This window comes from Halorubrum trapanicum (genome assembly GCF_002355655.1).
Taxonomy (GTDB): domain Archaea; phylum Halobacteriota; class Halobacteria; order Halobacteriales; family Haloferacaceae; genus Halorubrum; species Halorubrum trapanicum_A.
On the sequence record NZ_AP017569.1, the window covers coordinates 1023788 to 1039415 of the forward strand.

Consider the following 15628-nt stretch of genomic DNA (forward strand, 5'->3'; position numbering starts at 1 on the left):
CGACACACGACACACATCACATGAGCCACGACGACTTCCCCACCGACGCGCCCGCGGTGGTGACCTGTGGACTGCCGTACGCCAACGGCGACCTCCACATCGGCCACCTCCGCACCTACGTCGGCGGCGACGTGTACAGCCGCGCACTCGAACGACTCGGCCAGGAGACCGCGTTCGTCTCCGGCTCCGACATGCACGGGACGCCGGTCGCGGTCAACGCCGAGCAGGCTGGCGTCTCGCCCGAGGAGTTCGCGCTCGACTGGCACGAGCAGTACGCCGAGACGTTCCCGAAGTTCAACGTCGACTTCGACAACTACGGCCACACCCACGACGAGACGAACACCGAGATCACCCGGGAGCTCGTCCGCGACCTCGACGAGGCGGGCCACCTCTACGAGAAGGAGATCATGGTGGCGTACGACCCCGTCGACGACCAGTACCTCCCCGACCGGTACGTCGAGGGGACCTGCCCGTACTGCGGCGCGCACGCCCGCGGCGACGAGTGCGACGAGGGGTGCCAGCGCCACCTCGAACCCGGAGAAGTGGAGGACCCCGAGTCGACGATCACCGGCAACCCCGCGGAGTACCGCGAGCGCACCCACAAGTTCTTCGCGGTCTCCGAGTTCGCCGACTACCTCTCCGACTTCCTCGACCGCCTCGAAGGCACCTCGAACGCCCGCAACCAGCCCCGCGAGTGGATCGAACAGGGGCTTCAGGACTGGTGTATCACCCGCGACATGGACTGGGGGGTCGACTACCCCGGAGAGAACCCGGAGGATTTGGTCCTCTACGTCTGGGTCGACGCCCCGATCGAGTACATCTCCTCGACGAAGCAGTACTCCGAGCGCGTCGGCGCCGACGCGTTCGACTGGGAGACGGCGTGGAAGGAGGGCGTCAGCGACGAGCATCCGGAGGGCGGCGAGATCGTCCACGTGATCGGCCGCGACATCATCCAGCACCACACGATCTTCTGGCCCGCGATGCTGGAGGCGACCGACCACGCGGAGCCGCGCGCGGTATTGGCGTCCGGCTTCGTCACCCTCGACGGCAAGGGGTTCTCCACGAGCCGCGACCGCGCGGTCTGGGCCGACGAGTACCTCGACGAGGGGTTCCACCCGGACCCGCTGCGCTACTACCTCGCGACCAACGGCGGGTTCCAGCAGGACGTGGACTTCTCGTGGGAGAAGTTCGCCGAGCGCGTCAACACCGAGCTGGTGGGGACCGTCGGCAACTTCCTCTACCGCTCCCTGCTGTTCGCCCACCGCAACTACGAGGACGGCCCCGACGCCGACGCCCCGAGCGACGAGGTGGCGGCGCGGATCGACGAGGCGGTCGAGGAGTTCGCCGCCGCGGTCAACGACTACTCCGTCCGCGCGCTCGGCGACGCCGTCACCGACCTCGCGCGGTTCGGCAACGAGTACATCCAGCGCAACGAGCCGTGGAAGCTCGTCGACGAGGAGCCCGCGGAAGCGGAGCAGGTCATCTACGACTGCGTCGCGCTCGCGAAGGCGATCGCGGTCCTCTTCGAGCCGCTGGCCCCCGAGAAGAGCGAGCGCCTCTGGGACCAGCTCGGCGAGCCCGGCACCGTCCACGACGCGACGGTCGAGGCCGCACGCGAGGGGCCCGCCGGCGACCTGAGCGAGCCGACCGAGCTGTTCGAGCAGGTCGAAGACGAGCGCGTCGAGTCCTTGAACGAGAAGCTCGAAGCGCGCGTCGCCGAGTCGGAGAGCGACGACGGCGACGGGAGTGAGGGCGACGAGACGGACGAAGAGAGCGACGACAACGAAACCGACACCGACGACACCGACGTGACCGATATCGAACCCCTCAGCGACGACCGCATCAGCTTCGACGAGTTCCAGGAACTGGACATCCGCGTGGGGCGGATCGAAGCGGCCGAGGGAATCGAGGGCGCCGACGACCTCGTGAAGCTCACGGTCGATCTGGGCGCGGAGATCCGGACGATCGTCGCGGGGCTCAAGCAGCTCCACGACGTCGACGGCCTGCCCGACACGAAGGTTATCGTGCTCGCGAACATGGAGACGGCGGAGCTGTTCGGCGTCGAGTCGAACGGCATGGTCCTCGCGGCCGGCGAGGAGGCCGACCTCCTCACCACCTACGAGGACGCCGAACCGGGTACGAAGGTGAAGTAGCCCGAACCGCGGCAGACCGCGGCGCGGTTTCTCGAAGTTTTATTTGACTGACCGTTGAACGCGGGACCGCAATGGCCCTCCTTCCCCGCTGGTTCGAGGCGCTGTCGTTCCAAGCACAGATCGTCGTCCTCGCGCTGGTGTTCGATCCGATCGGCTTCGGCGCCGGCTACCTGCTCGGTCCCGAGTTCGGCGTCGAACCGATCCTCGGCGGCGTCTACGGACTCGTCGCCGCGAGCGTCCCGACGTCGCTGCTCGTGCTGCGCGAGTCGATGGCGGGATAGGCCGGCGCACGGTCCGCGCGGTCCGGAACTGTCCTCAGGCGTCGAGCACCTCGATCAGGTTCCCCTCCGGGTCGCGAACGAACAGGACGGTCGTCCCGCTCTCGGTCGTCCGCGGCGGACTCAGCGTCTCGACGTCGTCCCTGAGGTCGGCGTAGAACGCTTCGACGTCGTCGACGGTGAGCCCGAAGTGGGTCGCGCCGGGCCGGTTCAGCTCGGGCTCGGCGGCCGGGCTGCCGTCCGGATCGTACGCGACGAGTTCGAGGCGGACGCCGTCGGCGTCGAGATGAGCGAACTCCGCCGCGGCGCCCTCGACGGCGACCGCCTCGGCGAAGGCGTCGCCGCCGACCGAGAACTCGGCGACGACGTCGAGGTCGAACGTCTCGGCGTAGAACTCGACGGCGCGGTCGAGGTCGGCGACGGTGACGCCGACGTGGTGCGCGGTTGGGTCGGACACGGCCGGTCGGACGGTCGGCTCCCGGGAAACCGTGTCGGGTCAGAGCCCGAACAGGCGGGCGGCGAGCCCGGCGAGCACGACCAGCGCGCCGAGGATGAACGTGCCCGGGATCGGGAGGAGGAACAGGGCGACGCCGATCAGGACCACGATCGTCGAGGTTCTCATTGGGTCCGGTTCGGCCTCGCGCCGGATACGCTTTGGGTCGGGGCGACCGCCGCGGTCGAAGGTCGCGCAGACCTCCCCGACCGAAACGACCATTCCGCGTCCGGACGACCCTCGCGTATGCACGTGGTCGTCAACGCGGCCCAGAGCGTCGACGGGAAGCTCGCCACCCGCCGCCGGGAGCAGCTCCGGATCTCCGGATCAGAGGACTTCGACCGGGTCGACCGCGTCCGGGCGGCCGCTGACGCGGTGCTCGTGGGCGTCGGGACGGTCCTCGCGGACGACCCGCACCTCACGCTCGACGAGGAGGACCGCCGCGTCGAGCGCCTGCGGAACGGGCGGTCGGGCGACCCCGCCCGCGTCGTTGTCGACTCCACCGGGCGCACGCCGACCGACGCGCGGATCCTCGACGACGCGGCGACGACGTACCTGCTCGTGTCGGCCGCGACCGACCGGGAGCGGCGGGAGACGCTCACCGACGCCGGGGCGGAGGTGATCGTGGCCGGCGAGGAGCGCGTCGACGTCGCCGAGGGGCTCGATCGGCTCGCCGACCGCGGCGTCGACCGCCTGATGGTGGAGGGCGGCGGCGAGGTGATCTTCTCCTGCTTCGAGGCCGGCGTCGTCGACGAGCTCCACGTCTACGTCGGCTCGCTCGTGATCGGCGGCCGCGACGCGCCCACGCTGGCGGACGGCGCGGGGTTCACCGAGGAGTTCCCCGACCTGACGCTCACGGGGACGGAGCGGCTCGACGACGGCGTCGTCCTCTCGTACGCGGTCGACGAGGAGGACGGATCGTGACGACGGACGGCGAGAGAGGCGGGCCGCGGCCGACGACCGTGTGAACCGTAACCACGGAAATCGGCCGTTACACGCTCCGTGACACCGGTGTACACGAAAATCACCGAAGTATTTATGTATCGCCCGGGGGTAGTTGCGGGTACCAGAACGCCTCTGGCGCTGGTGGAATCGCACGCTGAAATGAACGGGAGTTCTTGCAGACGGCCCGACGCACCACAGCGAGCGTCCGCTATCGCCGGAGCGGTGATGGAGAGATAACAAATGGTAACGAAAGAAGAAGTCATCGAGCAGTACGACGTGGAACCGATGGACGAGGCGGACAACGTGGACCTTTCTGAGGACGACTTGGAGAACGGCTCCAAGGGTCAGCTCATCAAACGCGCCGGCCAGCTGCGAGACCGACGCAACGAGCTGAACCAGATGGCGTCCGAGCGCGCCTCCAAGCGCGACGACCTCAACGCGAAGACGCGCGAGAAGGTCGACGAGGCCCAGGAACACCGCGAGCAGCGCGACGAGCTCAACGAGCAGGTCCAGGAACACAAGGACAAGCGCAACGAGCTCAACGCCGAGGCCAACGAGCTGTTCGACGAGGTCGAGGAGCTCAAACAGGACCTCGAGCTCGGCTCCGGGAAGTCCATCGAGGAGCTTGAAGAGGAGATCGAGGACCTCGAGTTCCGCCAGCAGACCGAAGTGCTCGACGCGGAGGACGAGCGCGAGCTGATCGAGAAGATCGACGACAAACGCGAGAAGCTCGCCGAGAAGAAGGAGAAGGTCGACGACACGAGCGAGCTCGACGAGCTCGTCGAGGAGGCCGAGGAGGTCCGCTCCGAGGCGTCCCAGCACCACCAGAAGGTGACGGAGCTCGCGGACAAGGCCCAGGAGCACCACAACCAGATGATCGAGGCCTACCGCGAGGCCGACGACATCCGCGACGAGGCCGACGAGATGCACGAGCTGTTCGTCGAGGCCCAGGAGGCGGCCGACCGCCACCACGAGGACTTCGTCCGCGTCCAGAAGCGCCTGCGCGAGCTCGACAAGAAGGAGGAGGAAGAGCGGCAGGACGAGCGCGCCGAGAAGCGCGAGGAAGAGAAGGAAGAGGCCGAAGAGATCTATCAGAAGTTCAAGGAGGGCGAGACGCTCGACACCGAGGACCTGATGAAGCTCCAGAAGACCGGCCTCCTGTAAGTCGGTCGATTCCCCCGGTTCCGACGCGGTTTTCTGCGGTTTTTCTCGGTCGACAGCGTCGCCCCCGTCAAGCGGAAGGACCGGCCGTGACGACCGACGGCGCCGGGAATATAGGCCGAGGTGCGATTACTGCTCGGCCCCGCACTCCGGGCAGTACGCCGGGTCGTCGAGCCCGCGTTCGGCGAAGTTCATCCCGCAGTTTCGACACGTCCGGTGGACTCCACACGACGGGCAGAACTCCGACTCGCCGGACGCGGGCAGATCCGCACCACAGCTCTCGCAGCTCCCGGCCTGCATCTCAGCCGGCTCCACGTCCCCCGTCCGGTCCGATCGGTCCCTCACCTCTATGGCGCCGGAGCGGCCCGTTTCGGTCCGGGCTACGGCGTACACGTTCCCGTTATAGTTCCCGAAGAATACCGTCGAGTCCGTCAGCGTCGCCACGGACCAGTCCCCGGCGCTGGCCTCGAAACGCCACTCCTCGGTCCCGTCGTTCGCGTCCACCGCACACACGATCCCGCCGTGGCCGCCGACGAACAGGCTCGAATCCGCCACGGTCGGTGCGGTTTGGATCTCTCCTCCGACAGCGAAGCGCCAGCGTTCGGTCCCGCTGTTCGCGTCCACCGCATACACGGTCCCGTCGCTGCTCGCGACGTACACCGTCGAATCGACCACGACGGGAGAAAAGCGGAACTCCCCCTCGGTTTCGAACCGCCACTGTTCGATCCCGTCTCTCGCGTCCACCGCGTACACGGTTCCGTCGCCGCCCCCGACGTACGCCGTCGATCCCGTTACCGCCGATGGAGCGTCCCCGACTCCGACCGCGAAGCGCCACTTCTCGGTCCCGTCGTTCGCGTCTACCGCGTACAGATTCCCGTCGCCGCTCTTGACGTATATCGTCGACTCCGCGACCACCGGCGGACTCCGGATCAGGTCTCCGGTCTCGAAGCCCCACCGTTCGATCCCGCTGGTCGCGTTCAGGGCGTACAGGCTGCCGTCGTGGCTTCCGACGTAGACGGTCCCGTCGGCCGTTCTCACCGACCGTTGGACGTACCCGTCGGTCTCGAAACGCCACCGTTCGTCTCCGGTCGCGGCGTCGAGCGCGTACAGACACCCGTCCGTACGGCCGCCGGTGTACACGGTCGCGTCCGCCACGATCGGCCGTTTTCCACCGTCGAAGCGCCACCGTTCGGTCCCGTGTTTCGTGTCTATCGCATACAGACCTCCCGACCGGTGCCCGACGTATACCGTTTCGCCCGCTACGACCGGCGTCGTGGCGAAGTGCCCCTGAGTCTCGAAGCGCCACCGTGCCGACCCGTCGGCCGCGTCCACCGCGTACACGGTCCCGTCGGTGCTCCCGACGTACACCGTTCCGTCCCTCACCGTCGGCCAACAGGTGTCCCAGCGGTCGGCCTCGAAGCGCCACCGTTCGGTCCCCGGGGATGACCGTTGCCCGTCGCTCATCGCTGACCGGTACCACGTCGTCCAAAATAAAACGCCCAGTTCGGAACGGCGCGGAACAACCGTTCGATGGAACGGCGGCCGCGGTGTCTGCGTCGGATCCGTCAGCGCACTCCGCCGCCGCCGATTTCCACAACGCCAGTATATAACCGTCCGCGTTCCCTACCGCCGGTATGGACGACGCGCCGACGAACGGACGGAAGGGGCTGCTCGCGGCCGCCGCGGTGGGCGCGGCGACGACGATCGCGGGCCGCGCGCTCCTCGGGCGGCTCACCGGCGGGCGGTTCGGTGACGCGGACGAGTACAACACCGCGAAGGTGACCGTGTCGGGGCCGATCCGGCGGCGTCAGGGGCGACCCTCGCCGCTGTCGGGCCCGAGCGGCGCGACCGCCGACGACGTGGTCGAACAGATCGAGGCGGCCGACGAGGACGAGGACGTCGAGGCGCTGCTCGTCGAGCTCAACACCCCCGGCGGGGAGGTCGTCCCGAGCGACGACATCCGGCGGGCCGCCGCCGACTTCGACGGGCCGACGGTGGCGTACGCGACCGACACCTGCGCGTCCGGCGGTTACTGGATCGCGAGCGGCTGCGACGAGCTGTGGGCGCGCGAGGCGAGCCTCGTCGGCTCCATCGGCGTCGTCGGCTCCCGCCCGAACGCGAAGGGGCTCGCGGACAAGCTCGGCATCTCCTACGAGCAGTTCACGGCGGGCGAGTACAAGGACGCCGGCGTCCCGCTGAAGGAGATCGAGGAGGACGAGCGCGAGTACCTCCAGGGGATCATCGACGGCTACTACGAGCAGTTCGTCGAGACGGTGAGCGAGGGGCGCGACATGGACCCCGAGGCGATCCGGGAGACCGAGGCGCGCGTGTACCTCGGCGACGACGCCGCGGAGCTGGGGCTCGTCGACGAGCTGGGCACCGAGGACGACGTCGAGGACCGGCTCGCCGACCTGCTCGGGGCCGAGCCGGAGGTCAAGGAGTTCACCCCCGAGCGCGGGCTCGCCGAGCGGCTCGGTATCGGCGCCGAGCGCGTCGCGTTCGCGGCCGGGAGCGGCGTCTCGGACGCCTTCGTCGACGACGGCGGCGACATCGACGTGGAGTTCCGATAACGGGCGGAAGCGGGTCCGCGAGCGCGGAACGCCGCGCGGCCGGAGACGGGGAGGATTTTTGTCCGGTCGCGGTGTGGGACGACACGTGACGACGCTGGTCATCTGCGTCGACCGGTCCGGAGCGATCGGTCGCGCCACCAACGTCCCGATGCCGGTCGCCGGCTGGGAGGCCGTCCGGTCGCTGGTCACGGACGCCGGGCTGGACGACCCCGAGGACGCCAGCGTGAACTGCCTGCTGGAGTCGCTGCGCGTCGCCCGCGACCTCAGGGACGAGCGCGAGGAGTCGGTCGTGGCGGTCGTCTCCGCCGAGAGCGACACGGCGGTCGGCGCCGACCGCTCTATCGCCTCCCAGCTCGACGACCTCGTGGACCGGTACGACCCGCGGGCCGCGATCGTCGTCGTCGACTCCGCCGAGGACGAGCGCGTCCTCCCCGTCGTCGAGTCGCGGATCCCGGTCGACTCCGTCGACCGCGTCGTCGTCCGACAGGCCCGCGACATCGAGTCCACCTACTACCTGCTCAAGCAGTTCCTCGCCGACGAGCAGCTTCGCTCGACGATCCTCGTGCCGTTCGGCGTCGCGCTCCTCCTAGTCCCCGCGCTGTTCGCCTGGTTCTCCGCCGGCGAGGCGATCGCCGGCGTCGCCGGCCTGCTCGGCGCCGCGCTCCTTTATAAAGGCCTCGCGATCGACCGGTTCGTGGCGGGGATGCCGGAGCGCGTCCGCGAGGCGCTGTACGCCGGGCAGGTGTCGGTCGTGACGTACGTCGTCGCGGGCGGGCTCGCCCTCGTCGGCGGCTTCTTCGGCTTCCTCGCCGCCTCGGACCTGAACCCCGGATCGCCCCGGCTCGTCGAGGTCGTGGAGTTCGCCTACGCGGCGGTCCCGTGGTTCGCGGTCGCGGGCGTGACCGCGGCTGTGGGGCGACTCCTCGACGAGCTGATCCGCGACGAGGGGATCCGGACGCCGTACCTCAACCTCCCGTTCGTCATCGGCGCGGTCGCCCTCGTCGTCCGCGGGTTCGCGGGCTACTTCCTCGCGCAGGAGGCGATCCACGAGCCGCTGTCGGTGTACGGGATGACGATGACGCCGGTCCAGCAGCTCGCGGCGTTCATCGTCGGCGGCATCGTCGTGTCGCTCGTCGGCGTCAAGGTCGCCAGCGACGTCGGCACCGAGACCCTCGAAGACGTCATCGACGCGGAGCGGGACGCCGAAGGGCAGCGGGAGTGAGAGCGCGGTCGGAAACAGACGAGAGGGGCCACCACCGACCGACCGCCTTTTGTCGGTCGCGGCCGCGTGAGCGGGCATGGACGTGTACGGACTGATCGGGAACCCGGTCGGCCACTCGCTGTCGCCGCCGATGCACGAGGCGGGCTACGAGGCGCTCGGCCTCGACGCCCGGTACGTCACCTTCGAGCCGGACGCCGACGCGGCGGCCGCGGCTATCGCGGGCGCGGTCGACCTCGGCGTCGCGGGGCTCAACGTGACGGTGCCGTTCAAGCGAGACGCGCTGAGCGCGGTCGACCCCGCCCCGCTCGCCGAGCGCATCGGCGCGGTCAACACGGTCGATTACGGACCGGTCCGGACCGGCGAGGCCGACCGCCCGCGCGGGCACAACACCGACGCCGCCGGGGTGACGCGGGCGCTCGCGCACCACGACGTCGCCGTCGACGGCCGCGACGCGCTCGTGGTGGGCGCGGGCGGCGCGGGGCGGGCGGCGGCGTTCGCGCTCGCCGACGCGGGCGCGGCGGTCCACGTCGCGAACCGGACCGCGGAGCGCGCGGTCGAACTGGCCGAGGACGTGCCGGACGCGACCGGCGGCGGCCTCGACGACCTGAGCGACCGCGTCGCGGCCGCCGACCTGCTCGTCAACGCGACGAGCGTGGGGATGGAGGCGCCGGAGGAGACCCCGGTCCCCGCGGAGCACCTCCACGGCGACCTCGCGGTCCTCGACGCGGTGTACGCGCCGATCGAGACCCGGCTGCTTCGGGAGGCCGCCGCCGCGGGCGCGACGACCGTCGACGGCGCGTGGATGCTGCTGTATCAGGGCGTCGAGGCGTTCGAGATCTGGACGGACGAGGACGCGCCGGTCGACGCGATGAACGCGGCGCTGCGCGCGGAGTTGGAGTGACGCGGCGGCAAGTTATTTATAAATAGACGATACAGTGGCGCGCCGGTGAGCGGCCGCCACCGGCGGCCGCGAACCGTCCGCGAGGGAGTCGCTGGCGCCGGAGCGAAGCGGAGGGGCCAGCGACGAGGCTGGGGAGGTATGAGGTGCGGTGCGGTTGCGGTGCGGGGCGGGACTCAAAGGGGCAGCCGTGAGGCGGGCGCAGGCGAAGCAAGTACCGCAGGGAGCGAACGGAGTGAGCGACCGAGGAACACAGCGAGCGTGCGCCCGCCTCACGGCTGGGGCTTTGGAAGTGTTCACCGCCGATCTGCTGTCAGCTATTTATAAGCGAGCAACGGCATCTTAAAAAGAACCGACTACCCGAACTAAGCCCTTTTAAACCAATCCCGGGCTCGCGAGCAGCCCGGCGGTGACGATGAGCCCCACGGAGACGGCGGACGCGCCGTAGAGGAAGGGTTTAGCGTCGCGGGCTGGCTCGCGGAGCTTGCCGGCGTCGAGCCCCTCCGCCAGCTTCGAGCCGGCGACCTCGACGAGCCCGGTCCCGACGAACCACAGGCCGAGCATCGTCAACACGAGGTGGCCGCGGGGCGTCCCCGTCAGCGCCTCGAACGTGTACAGCGTCCCGGCCATGTGCCCGCCGGTGGCGACGAACGCGACCGCGCCGATCCGGGTGATCCAGCGCAGGCGGCCGACGACCGAGCCGAGCGCGTCGCCGCCGATGTCACCGCGGAGCGCGGGCGGGAGGACCGCGAGAGTGACGAACAGCACGCTGCCGACCCAGAGGACGGCGAAGCCGACGTGGACCGACCACATCACGGGGTTGAGAACGTCCATACCACCGGAACGGGCTGATCGCACTTATAAACCGGCGGGACGGTGACGGCGGTCGATTGCGTCGGAGACGGTTTTTAAATATCTCGCACGTGTAGCCGCCGGCAATGGCTCTACTCCAGAAGCTCAAAGAGAAGCTCGGATTCGGGAGCGGTTCGGGCGAGCGCGAGTCCGGCGAGACGGAAGTGACGGTCGAGCGCGAATCGGAGCCGCCGGCCGAGTCCGAGCCGGCCGCCGAGGCGCCCGAAGCGGACGACGAACCGGCGGACGAGACCGGGTCGGCGGCCGCCGCAGCGGACGAGGAGGAGTCCGAGGCAGAGGAGGACGACGACGAGCCGGTCGCCGCGGAGACGGAGGCCGCCGCCTCGACCGAGTCGCTCGTCGACGAGGAGGCGGCCGCGAGCGCCGCCGAGACGGCGGCCGAGCCGGCGGAAGCCGCGACGGCCGAGGACGACGAGGCCGATATCGACGACGCCGAGGACGACGAGGCCACGGGCGCGGACGAGGCCGCCGCCGAGACCGACGCCGACGAGGCCGCCACCGAGACCGACGCCGACGACCGCGGCCCGAGCGTCGAGGAGATCAAGGGGATCGGCCCGGCGTACGCCGAGCGCCTCGCGGAGATCGGCATCGAGACGGTCGGCGACCTCGCCGACGCGGACGCCGCCACGGTGGCCGAGGGGACGAGCGTCGGCGAGAACCGCGCCGCGACGTGGATCGACCGCGCGAGCGAGTTCTGAAGGTCGGGCGACCGCAACTGTTTCGTCGCCGCCGCCGAACGGAGTCCCATGAGGCGAACGGTACACACCGACCGGGAGCGGTTCCGCGCGGTCGCGGCCTCAGCGCCGGACGGCGCGCGGGTCCCGGTCGAACTCCGGGTCGCCGTCGACGACCCCTTCGACGCGTACCGCCGGGCGCGCGACGGCCCCGGCGGCGTCTTCTACGAGACGACCGGCGGCCAGTCCGGGTGGGGGTACTTCGGCGTCGACCCGGTCGAGCAGCTGACGGTCGCCGGCGAGGCGGTCGTCGCGGGCGGTGCGGGCGATTCCCCCGACGAGCGCGACGACCCGCCGGCGACCGGCGACTACCGGCGGCCCTCCCCTTCGCTGGCGGCGCTGGAGGGCGTCCTCGACGGCGAGCGGCTGGCGCGCGGCGACTGCGAGGTGCCGTACCCGTGCGGCGCGTTCGGCTGGCTCTCCTACGACGTCGCCCGCGAACTGGAGGAGTTCCCGCCGGCGGCGCCCGAGGGGCCCGGCGCGGTCGACGACCGGGGGCTCCCGCGGCTCCGGGCCGCGCTGTTCGACCGGATCGCGGCGTGGGAGTGTCCGACCGGAGCGGACGGCGCCGAAAGCGGCGAGGAGGTCATCCTCCACGTGACAGCCTGCCCCCGCGTACCCGAGGGACTCGACGACCCCGACGAGGACCGCGACGCGCTCGACGCGCTGTTCGACGAGGGGCGGACGCGGGCCGCGGACCTGATAGACCGGATCGAGACCGGCGACCCGAGCGCCGAGGCCGCGCCCGACCCGACCGCCGAGAGCGCGACCTTCGAGAGCGACGTGGGGCGCGAGGGGTACGCCGACGCGGTCCGGCGGGTCAAGGGGTACGTCCGCGACGGCGACACGTTCCAGGCGAACGTCTCCCAGCGGCTCACCGCGCCGGCCGCGGTCCACCCGGTCGAGGCGTACGACGCCCTGCGGACGGTGAACCCCGCGCCGTACTCCGGGCTGATCGAGTTCGGCGGGAGCGGAGAGACCGGGACCGGCGAAACCGAAGCCGACCGGCCGAGCGGCGTCGACCTCGTGAGCGCGAGCCCGGAGCTCCTCCTGGAGCGCGAGCCGACCGCCGACCCCGACCGCGGCGCCCGCCTCGTCACGGAGCCCATCGCGGGGACGCGGCCGCGGGGAGACACGGAGGCGGCCGACGCCGGGCTGGAGGCCGAGCTGACCGGCGACGAGAAGGAGCGCGCCGAGCACGCGATGTTAGTCGACTTGGAGCGCAACGACCTCGGGAAGGTGTCGCGGTTCGGCACCGTCGACGTCGCGGAGTACCGCCGCGTCGACCGGTACAGCGAGGTGATGCACCTCGTGAGCCTGATCGAGGGCGAGGCGCGGCCGGACGTCGGCCTCGCGGACGCGGTCGCCGCCTGCTTCCCCGGCGGAACCATCACGGGCGCGCCGAAGCCGCGGACGATGGAGATCATCGACGAGCTGGAGCCGACGCGACGGGGGCCGTACACCGGGTCGATGTTCGCGGCCGGGTTCGACGGGCGCGCGACGCTGAACATCGTCATTCGGACGCTCGTCCGCCACGCCGCCGAGTACCACCTCCGCGTCGGGGCCGGGATCGTCCACGACTCCGACCCGGACGCCGAGTACGAGGAGACGCTCGCGAAGGCGCGCGCGCTCGTGAGCGCGGTCGACGAGGCGCTCGCCGCGGGCGGGATGGCGGTCGAGGCCGGGGACGAGTCCGCGGCGGAGACGGCCGGCGACGACCCCGCTGAGGAGGCGGTGGAGCGATGACCGAATCGGCGGCCGAGACGACGAAACGCGGCTGGCGCCCGGGCGCGGGCGACTCGGACGCGCGGGTCCTCGTCGTCGACAACTACGACTCGTTCGCGTACAACCTCGTCCAGTACGTCGGCGAGGTCGCCGGGGCGGTGACGGTGCGGCGCAACGACGCGGTCGACCTCGCGGGGATCCGCGCGCTCGACCCGGACGGCGTCGTCGTCTCGCCCGGACCGGGCACCCCGGCCGACGCCGGAATCTCGACCGCGGTCTTCGAGCTCGACCGCCCCGTGTTCGGCGTCTGCCTCGGCCATCAGGCGCTGTGCGCGAGCCGCGGGAGTCCCGTCGGCCACGCGCCGGAGGTCGTCCACGGGAAGCCCTCGACGATCACCCACGACGGCGAGGGGGTGTTCGCGGGGCTCCCCGACCGCCTGCGCGTCGGCCGGTACCACTCGCTGTGCGTCGAGCGCGAGGACCTCCCGGACGAGCTCGTCGAGACCGCGCGCACCGACGAGGAGCGCGGGGTCGTGATGGGTGTGCGCCACCGCGAGAAGCCGCACGTCGGCGTCCAGTTCCACCCGGAGAGCATCCTCACGCCGCGCGGGAAGCGACTGGTCCGGAACTTCGTGGAGGTGTGCGAAACGCATGAGTGACGACCCGCTGCGGTACCACGTCGACGGCGAACTCGTCCCCGCCCCGGAGGCGACCGTCTCGGTGGAGGACCGCGGGTTCGCCTACGGCGACGCCGCCTTCGAGACGATGCGCGCGTACGGCGGGGACCTCTTCCGGTGGGACGCGCACGCCGACCGGCTCCGGGACACCTGCGAGACGCTGGCGCTCGACCACGGGATCGGCGACGCGGAGCTGAAACGGCGGGTCGACGAGACGCTCGCCGCGAACGACCTCGCGGACGCGTACGTCAAGCTCTCGATCACCCGGGGCGTTCAGCCCGGCACGCTCGACCCGAAACCCGAGGTCGACCCGACCGTGGTCGCCATCGCGAAGCCGCTCCCGCGCGGCGGCGTCGGGAGCGACCCGGTCCACGACGGCCCGGCCGCGCTCCAGACGACGAAGACGCGCAAGCCCGCGGACCGCGCGGTCCCGGCCGCGGCGAAGACGCACAACTACCTCAACGGAATCCTCGCCCGGCTGGAGCTCCGGGTGACCGGCGCCGACGAGGCGCTCATGCTCGACCCGGACGGCCACGTCGCGGAGGGCGCCACCTCGAACCTCTTTTTCGTCGACGGGACGGCCCTCAAGACCCCGTCGCTCGACGGCCCGATACTCCCCGGAGTCACCAGAGCGACGGTGATCGAGATCGCGGAGTCGGAGGGGATCCCGGTCGAGGAGGGGACCTACGCGCCGGACGCCGTGCGCGAGGCCGACGAGGTCTTCCTCACGAACTCGACGTGGGAGGTCCGGCCCGTGGCGACCGTCGACGGCATCGCGGTCGACGGCGACGGGGAGGGGACCGCCGGCCCGCTCACGACGCTCATCTCGCGCCTCTACGACCGGCGGATCGAGGAGCGACACTACGACGGCGAGCGGCTGTGACGGTCGGCGACCGCAGCTGACCGGGGTCGCCCTGCCCGATCGTCGTCGATCGCGACACCGTATTTAAAAATGGTGTGCGGTGCGGTGGCGCGTGCCTGCGAGCGCCCGAAGGGCGCGAGACAGCACGCGCGAGGGAGTCGCGACCGGAGCGAAGCGGAGGGAGCGACGAGGCTGGGGAGGTGTGAGGTGCTGTGCGGTCGCGGTCGGGCGGGACTCAGAGGGGCAGTCGCGAGGGCGAAGCACGGCGTAGCAAGCACCGCAGCGAATGAGCGAGCAACGCGAGCGACTGAGCGAGGCGCGCAGCAAGCCGCGCGAGCCCTCGCGGCTGGGGCTTTGGCGGTGTTCTTTGCCGATCCGCCAGCAACTACCTATAAGAGAGCGACTGGGGCTTTGGCGATAATCACCGTTGATCTTCAGTCAGCTATTTATAAGCGAGCGGGCGCCGCGCGGACGCTCTCCGACGAGGTGCCGAGCCCGACCACAGCGTTCAAATCGAGCCCACGCCACCGACTCGTATGGACGAGGCTCGCCGGATGGCCGGCGTCGAGGAGGTTCCCGAGGAGAGCACGCTGCTCGCGACGCTACGCCCGGTCGGACCCGAGTCGGTCGACGAGGGGGAGGGCGACCTCGGCGAGGGCGAGGACGGGGGCCCCGAGGTCGAGGCGATCCTCACCCGCGCCGCCGGCGAGGTGCGCGCGTTCCGGAACTACTGCCAACACTGGACGGACGTGCGCCTCGACAAGGACGACGGCGCGTTCGTGCGGGAGGGCGAGGTGTTCTGTCAGACGCACGGCGCGACGTTCGAGGCCGACGGCGGCTACTGCAACTTCGGCCCCTGCGAGGGCGCCGTCCTCGAATCGGTCGACGTCGCGGTCGCGGACGACGCGGTGTACCTCGACGACGACGCCTACGAGTTCGTCCGGCTCGGCCCCTCCGACGGAAAGGGCGACGGCAGCGGGTCGCGGATCGATTTCACCGGGAACTGAGCGCCGCGAGCGCGAGTGCCCGCGCGAGCG

Annotated in this window: 16 protein-coding genes; 12 read left to right on the top strand and 4 right to left on the bottom strand. The window is 70.7% G+C overall.

The window, feature by feature from the left end:
• The first annotated feature begins 20 nt into the window (after positions 1-20).
• Positions 21-2153, top strand: coding sequence for a methionine--tRNA ligase (gene metG, locus CPZ01_RS05010; RefSeq protein ID WP_096393715.1), 2133 nt, complete (start codon positions 21-23; stop codon positions 2151-2153).
• A gap of 71 nt (positions 2154-2224) precedes the next feature.
• Positions 2225-2434 (top strand): hypothetical protein, encoded by a 210-nt coding sequence (locus CPZ01_RS05015; protein WP_096393716.1) that lies wholly within the window; start codon positions 2225-2227, stop codon positions 2432-2434.
• Positions 2435-2468: 34 nt separating this feature from the next.
• On the opposite strand, the gene CPZ01_RS05020 is transcribed toward CPZ01_RS05015, so the two are convergent.
• Together CPZ01_RS05020 and CPZ01_RS15540 are read right to left on the bottom strand one after the other, a co-directional pair.
• Positions 2469-2888 carry a VOC family protein gene (locus CPZ01_RS05020; protein ID WP_096393717.1) on the bottom strand — a complete coding sequence of 140 codons (420 nt, stop codon included), beginning with the start codon at positions 2886-2888 and terminating at the stop codon, positions 2469-2471.
• A gap of 39 nt (positions 2889-2927) precedes the next feature.
• Entirely contained in the window at positions 2928-3053 is a 126-nt protein-coding gene (locus CPZ01_RS15540; RefSeq protein WP_197702923.1) for a transporter, read from the bottom strand.
• A gap of 117 nt (positions 3054-3170) precedes the next feature.
• Between CPZ01_RS15540 and CPZ01_RS05030 the strand changes: the two genes are divergently transcribed.
• Both CPZ01_RS05030 and CPZ01_RS05035 read left to right on the top strand, forming a co-directional pair.
• Complete coding sequence (locus CPZ01_RS05030) at positions 3171-3848, top strand: 2,5-diamino-6-(ribosylamino)-4(3H)-pyrimidinone 5'-phosphate reductase (RefSeq protein ID WP_096393719.1); 678 nt, start codon at positions 3171-3173, stop codon at positions 3846-3848.
• Between the two features lie 261 nt (positions 3849-4109).
• Positions 4110-5033 carry a coiled-coil protein gene (locus tag CPZ01_RS05035; RefSeq protein WP_004596565.1) on the top strand — a complete coding sequence of 308 codons (924 nt, stop codon included), beginning with the start codon at positions 4110-4112 and terminating at the stop codon, positions 5031-5033.
• A gap of 126 nt (positions 5034-5159) precedes the next feature.
• On the opposite strand, the gene CPZ01_RS05040 is transcribed toward CPZ01_RS05035, so the two are convergent.
• The gene (locus CPZ01_RS05040) at positions 5160-6494 is read right to left on the bottom strand and encodes an outer membrane protein assembly factor BamB family protein (protein ID WP_096393720.1); all 1335 of its coding nucleotides are present in this window, start codon (positions 6492-6494) and stop codon (positions 5160-5162) included.
• 170 nt (positions 6495-6664) lie between these two features.
• Between CPZ01_RS05040 and sppA the strand changes: the two genes are divergently transcribed.
• The 3 genes from sppA (at position 6665) to CPZ01_RS05055 (ending at position 9723) form a co-directional block, all read left to right on the top strand.
• Positions 6665-7600: a signal peptide peptidase SppA gene (gene sppA / locus CPZ01_RS05045; protein WP_096393721.1), complete on the top strand. Its 936-nt coding sequence runs from the start codon at positions 6665-6667 to the stop codon at positions 7598-7600.
• An 85-nt stretch (positions 7601-7685) separates the two neighbouring features.
• Positions 7686-8822: a DUF373 family protein gene (locus tag CPZ01_RS05050; RefSeq protein WP_096393722.1), complete on the top strand. Its 1137-nt coding sequence runs from the start codon at positions 7686-7688 to the stop codon at positions 8820-8822.
• A 76-nt stretch (positions 8823-8898) separates the two neighbouring features.
• Positions 8899-9723, top strand: a complete 825-nt coding sequence (locus CPZ01_RS05055) for a shikimate dehydrogenase (RefSeq protein WP_096393723.1) — start codon at positions 8899-8901, stop codon at positions 9721-9723.
• A 372-nt stretch (positions 9724-10095) separates the two neighbouring features.
• Here CPZ01_RS05055 and CPZ01_RS05060 read toward each other — a convergent pair whose 3' ends face one another.
• Positions 10096-10554 carry a transporter gene (locus CPZ01_RS05060; RefSeq protein ID WP_096393724.1) on the bottom strand — a complete coding sequence of 153 codons (459 nt, stop codon included), beginning with the start codon at positions 10552-10554 and terminating at the stop codon, positions 10096-10098.
• A gap of 104 nt (positions 10555-10658) precedes the next feature.
• Between CPZ01_RS05060 and CPZ01_RS05065 the strand changes: the two genes are divergently transcribed.
• From CPZ01_RS05065 to CPZ01_RS05085, 5 genes are all read left to right on the top strand, one after another.
• The gene (locus tag CPZ01_RS05065; protein ID WP_096393725.1) at positions 10659-11291 is read left to right on the top strand and encodes a helix-hairpin-helix domain-containing protein; all 633 of its coding nucleotides are present in this window, start codon (positions 10659-10661) and stop codon (positions 11289-11291) included.
• 48 nt (positions 11292-11339) lie between these two features.
• Entirely contained in the window at positions 11340-13073 is a 1734-nt protein-coding gene (locus tag CPZ01_RS05070) for an anthranilate synthase component I family protein (protein ID WP_096393726.1), read from the top strand.
• Positions 13070-13711: an anthranilate synthase component II gene (locus CPZ01_RS05075; RefSeq protein ID WP_096393727.1), complete on the top strand. Its 642-nt coding sequence runs from the start codon at positions 13070-13072 to the stop codon at positions 13709-13711. Before CPZ01_RS05070 ends, CPZ01_RS05075 begins: the two co-directional genes overlap by 4 nt.
• Entirely contained in the window at positions 13704-14612 is a 909-nt protein-coding gene (locus tag CPZ01_RS05080; RefSeq protein ID WP_096393728.1) for an aminotransferase class IV, read from the top strand. Before CPZ01_RS05075 ends, CPZ01_RS05080 begins: the two co-directional genes overlap by 8 nt.
• Before the next feature lie 515 nt (positions 14613-15127).
• Entirely contained in the window at positions 15128-15598 is a 471-nt protein-coding gene (locus CPZ01_RS05085) for a Rieske (2Fe-2S) protein (protein ID WP_096393729.1), read from the top strand.
• Positions 15599-15628 lie beyond the last annotated feature (30 nt).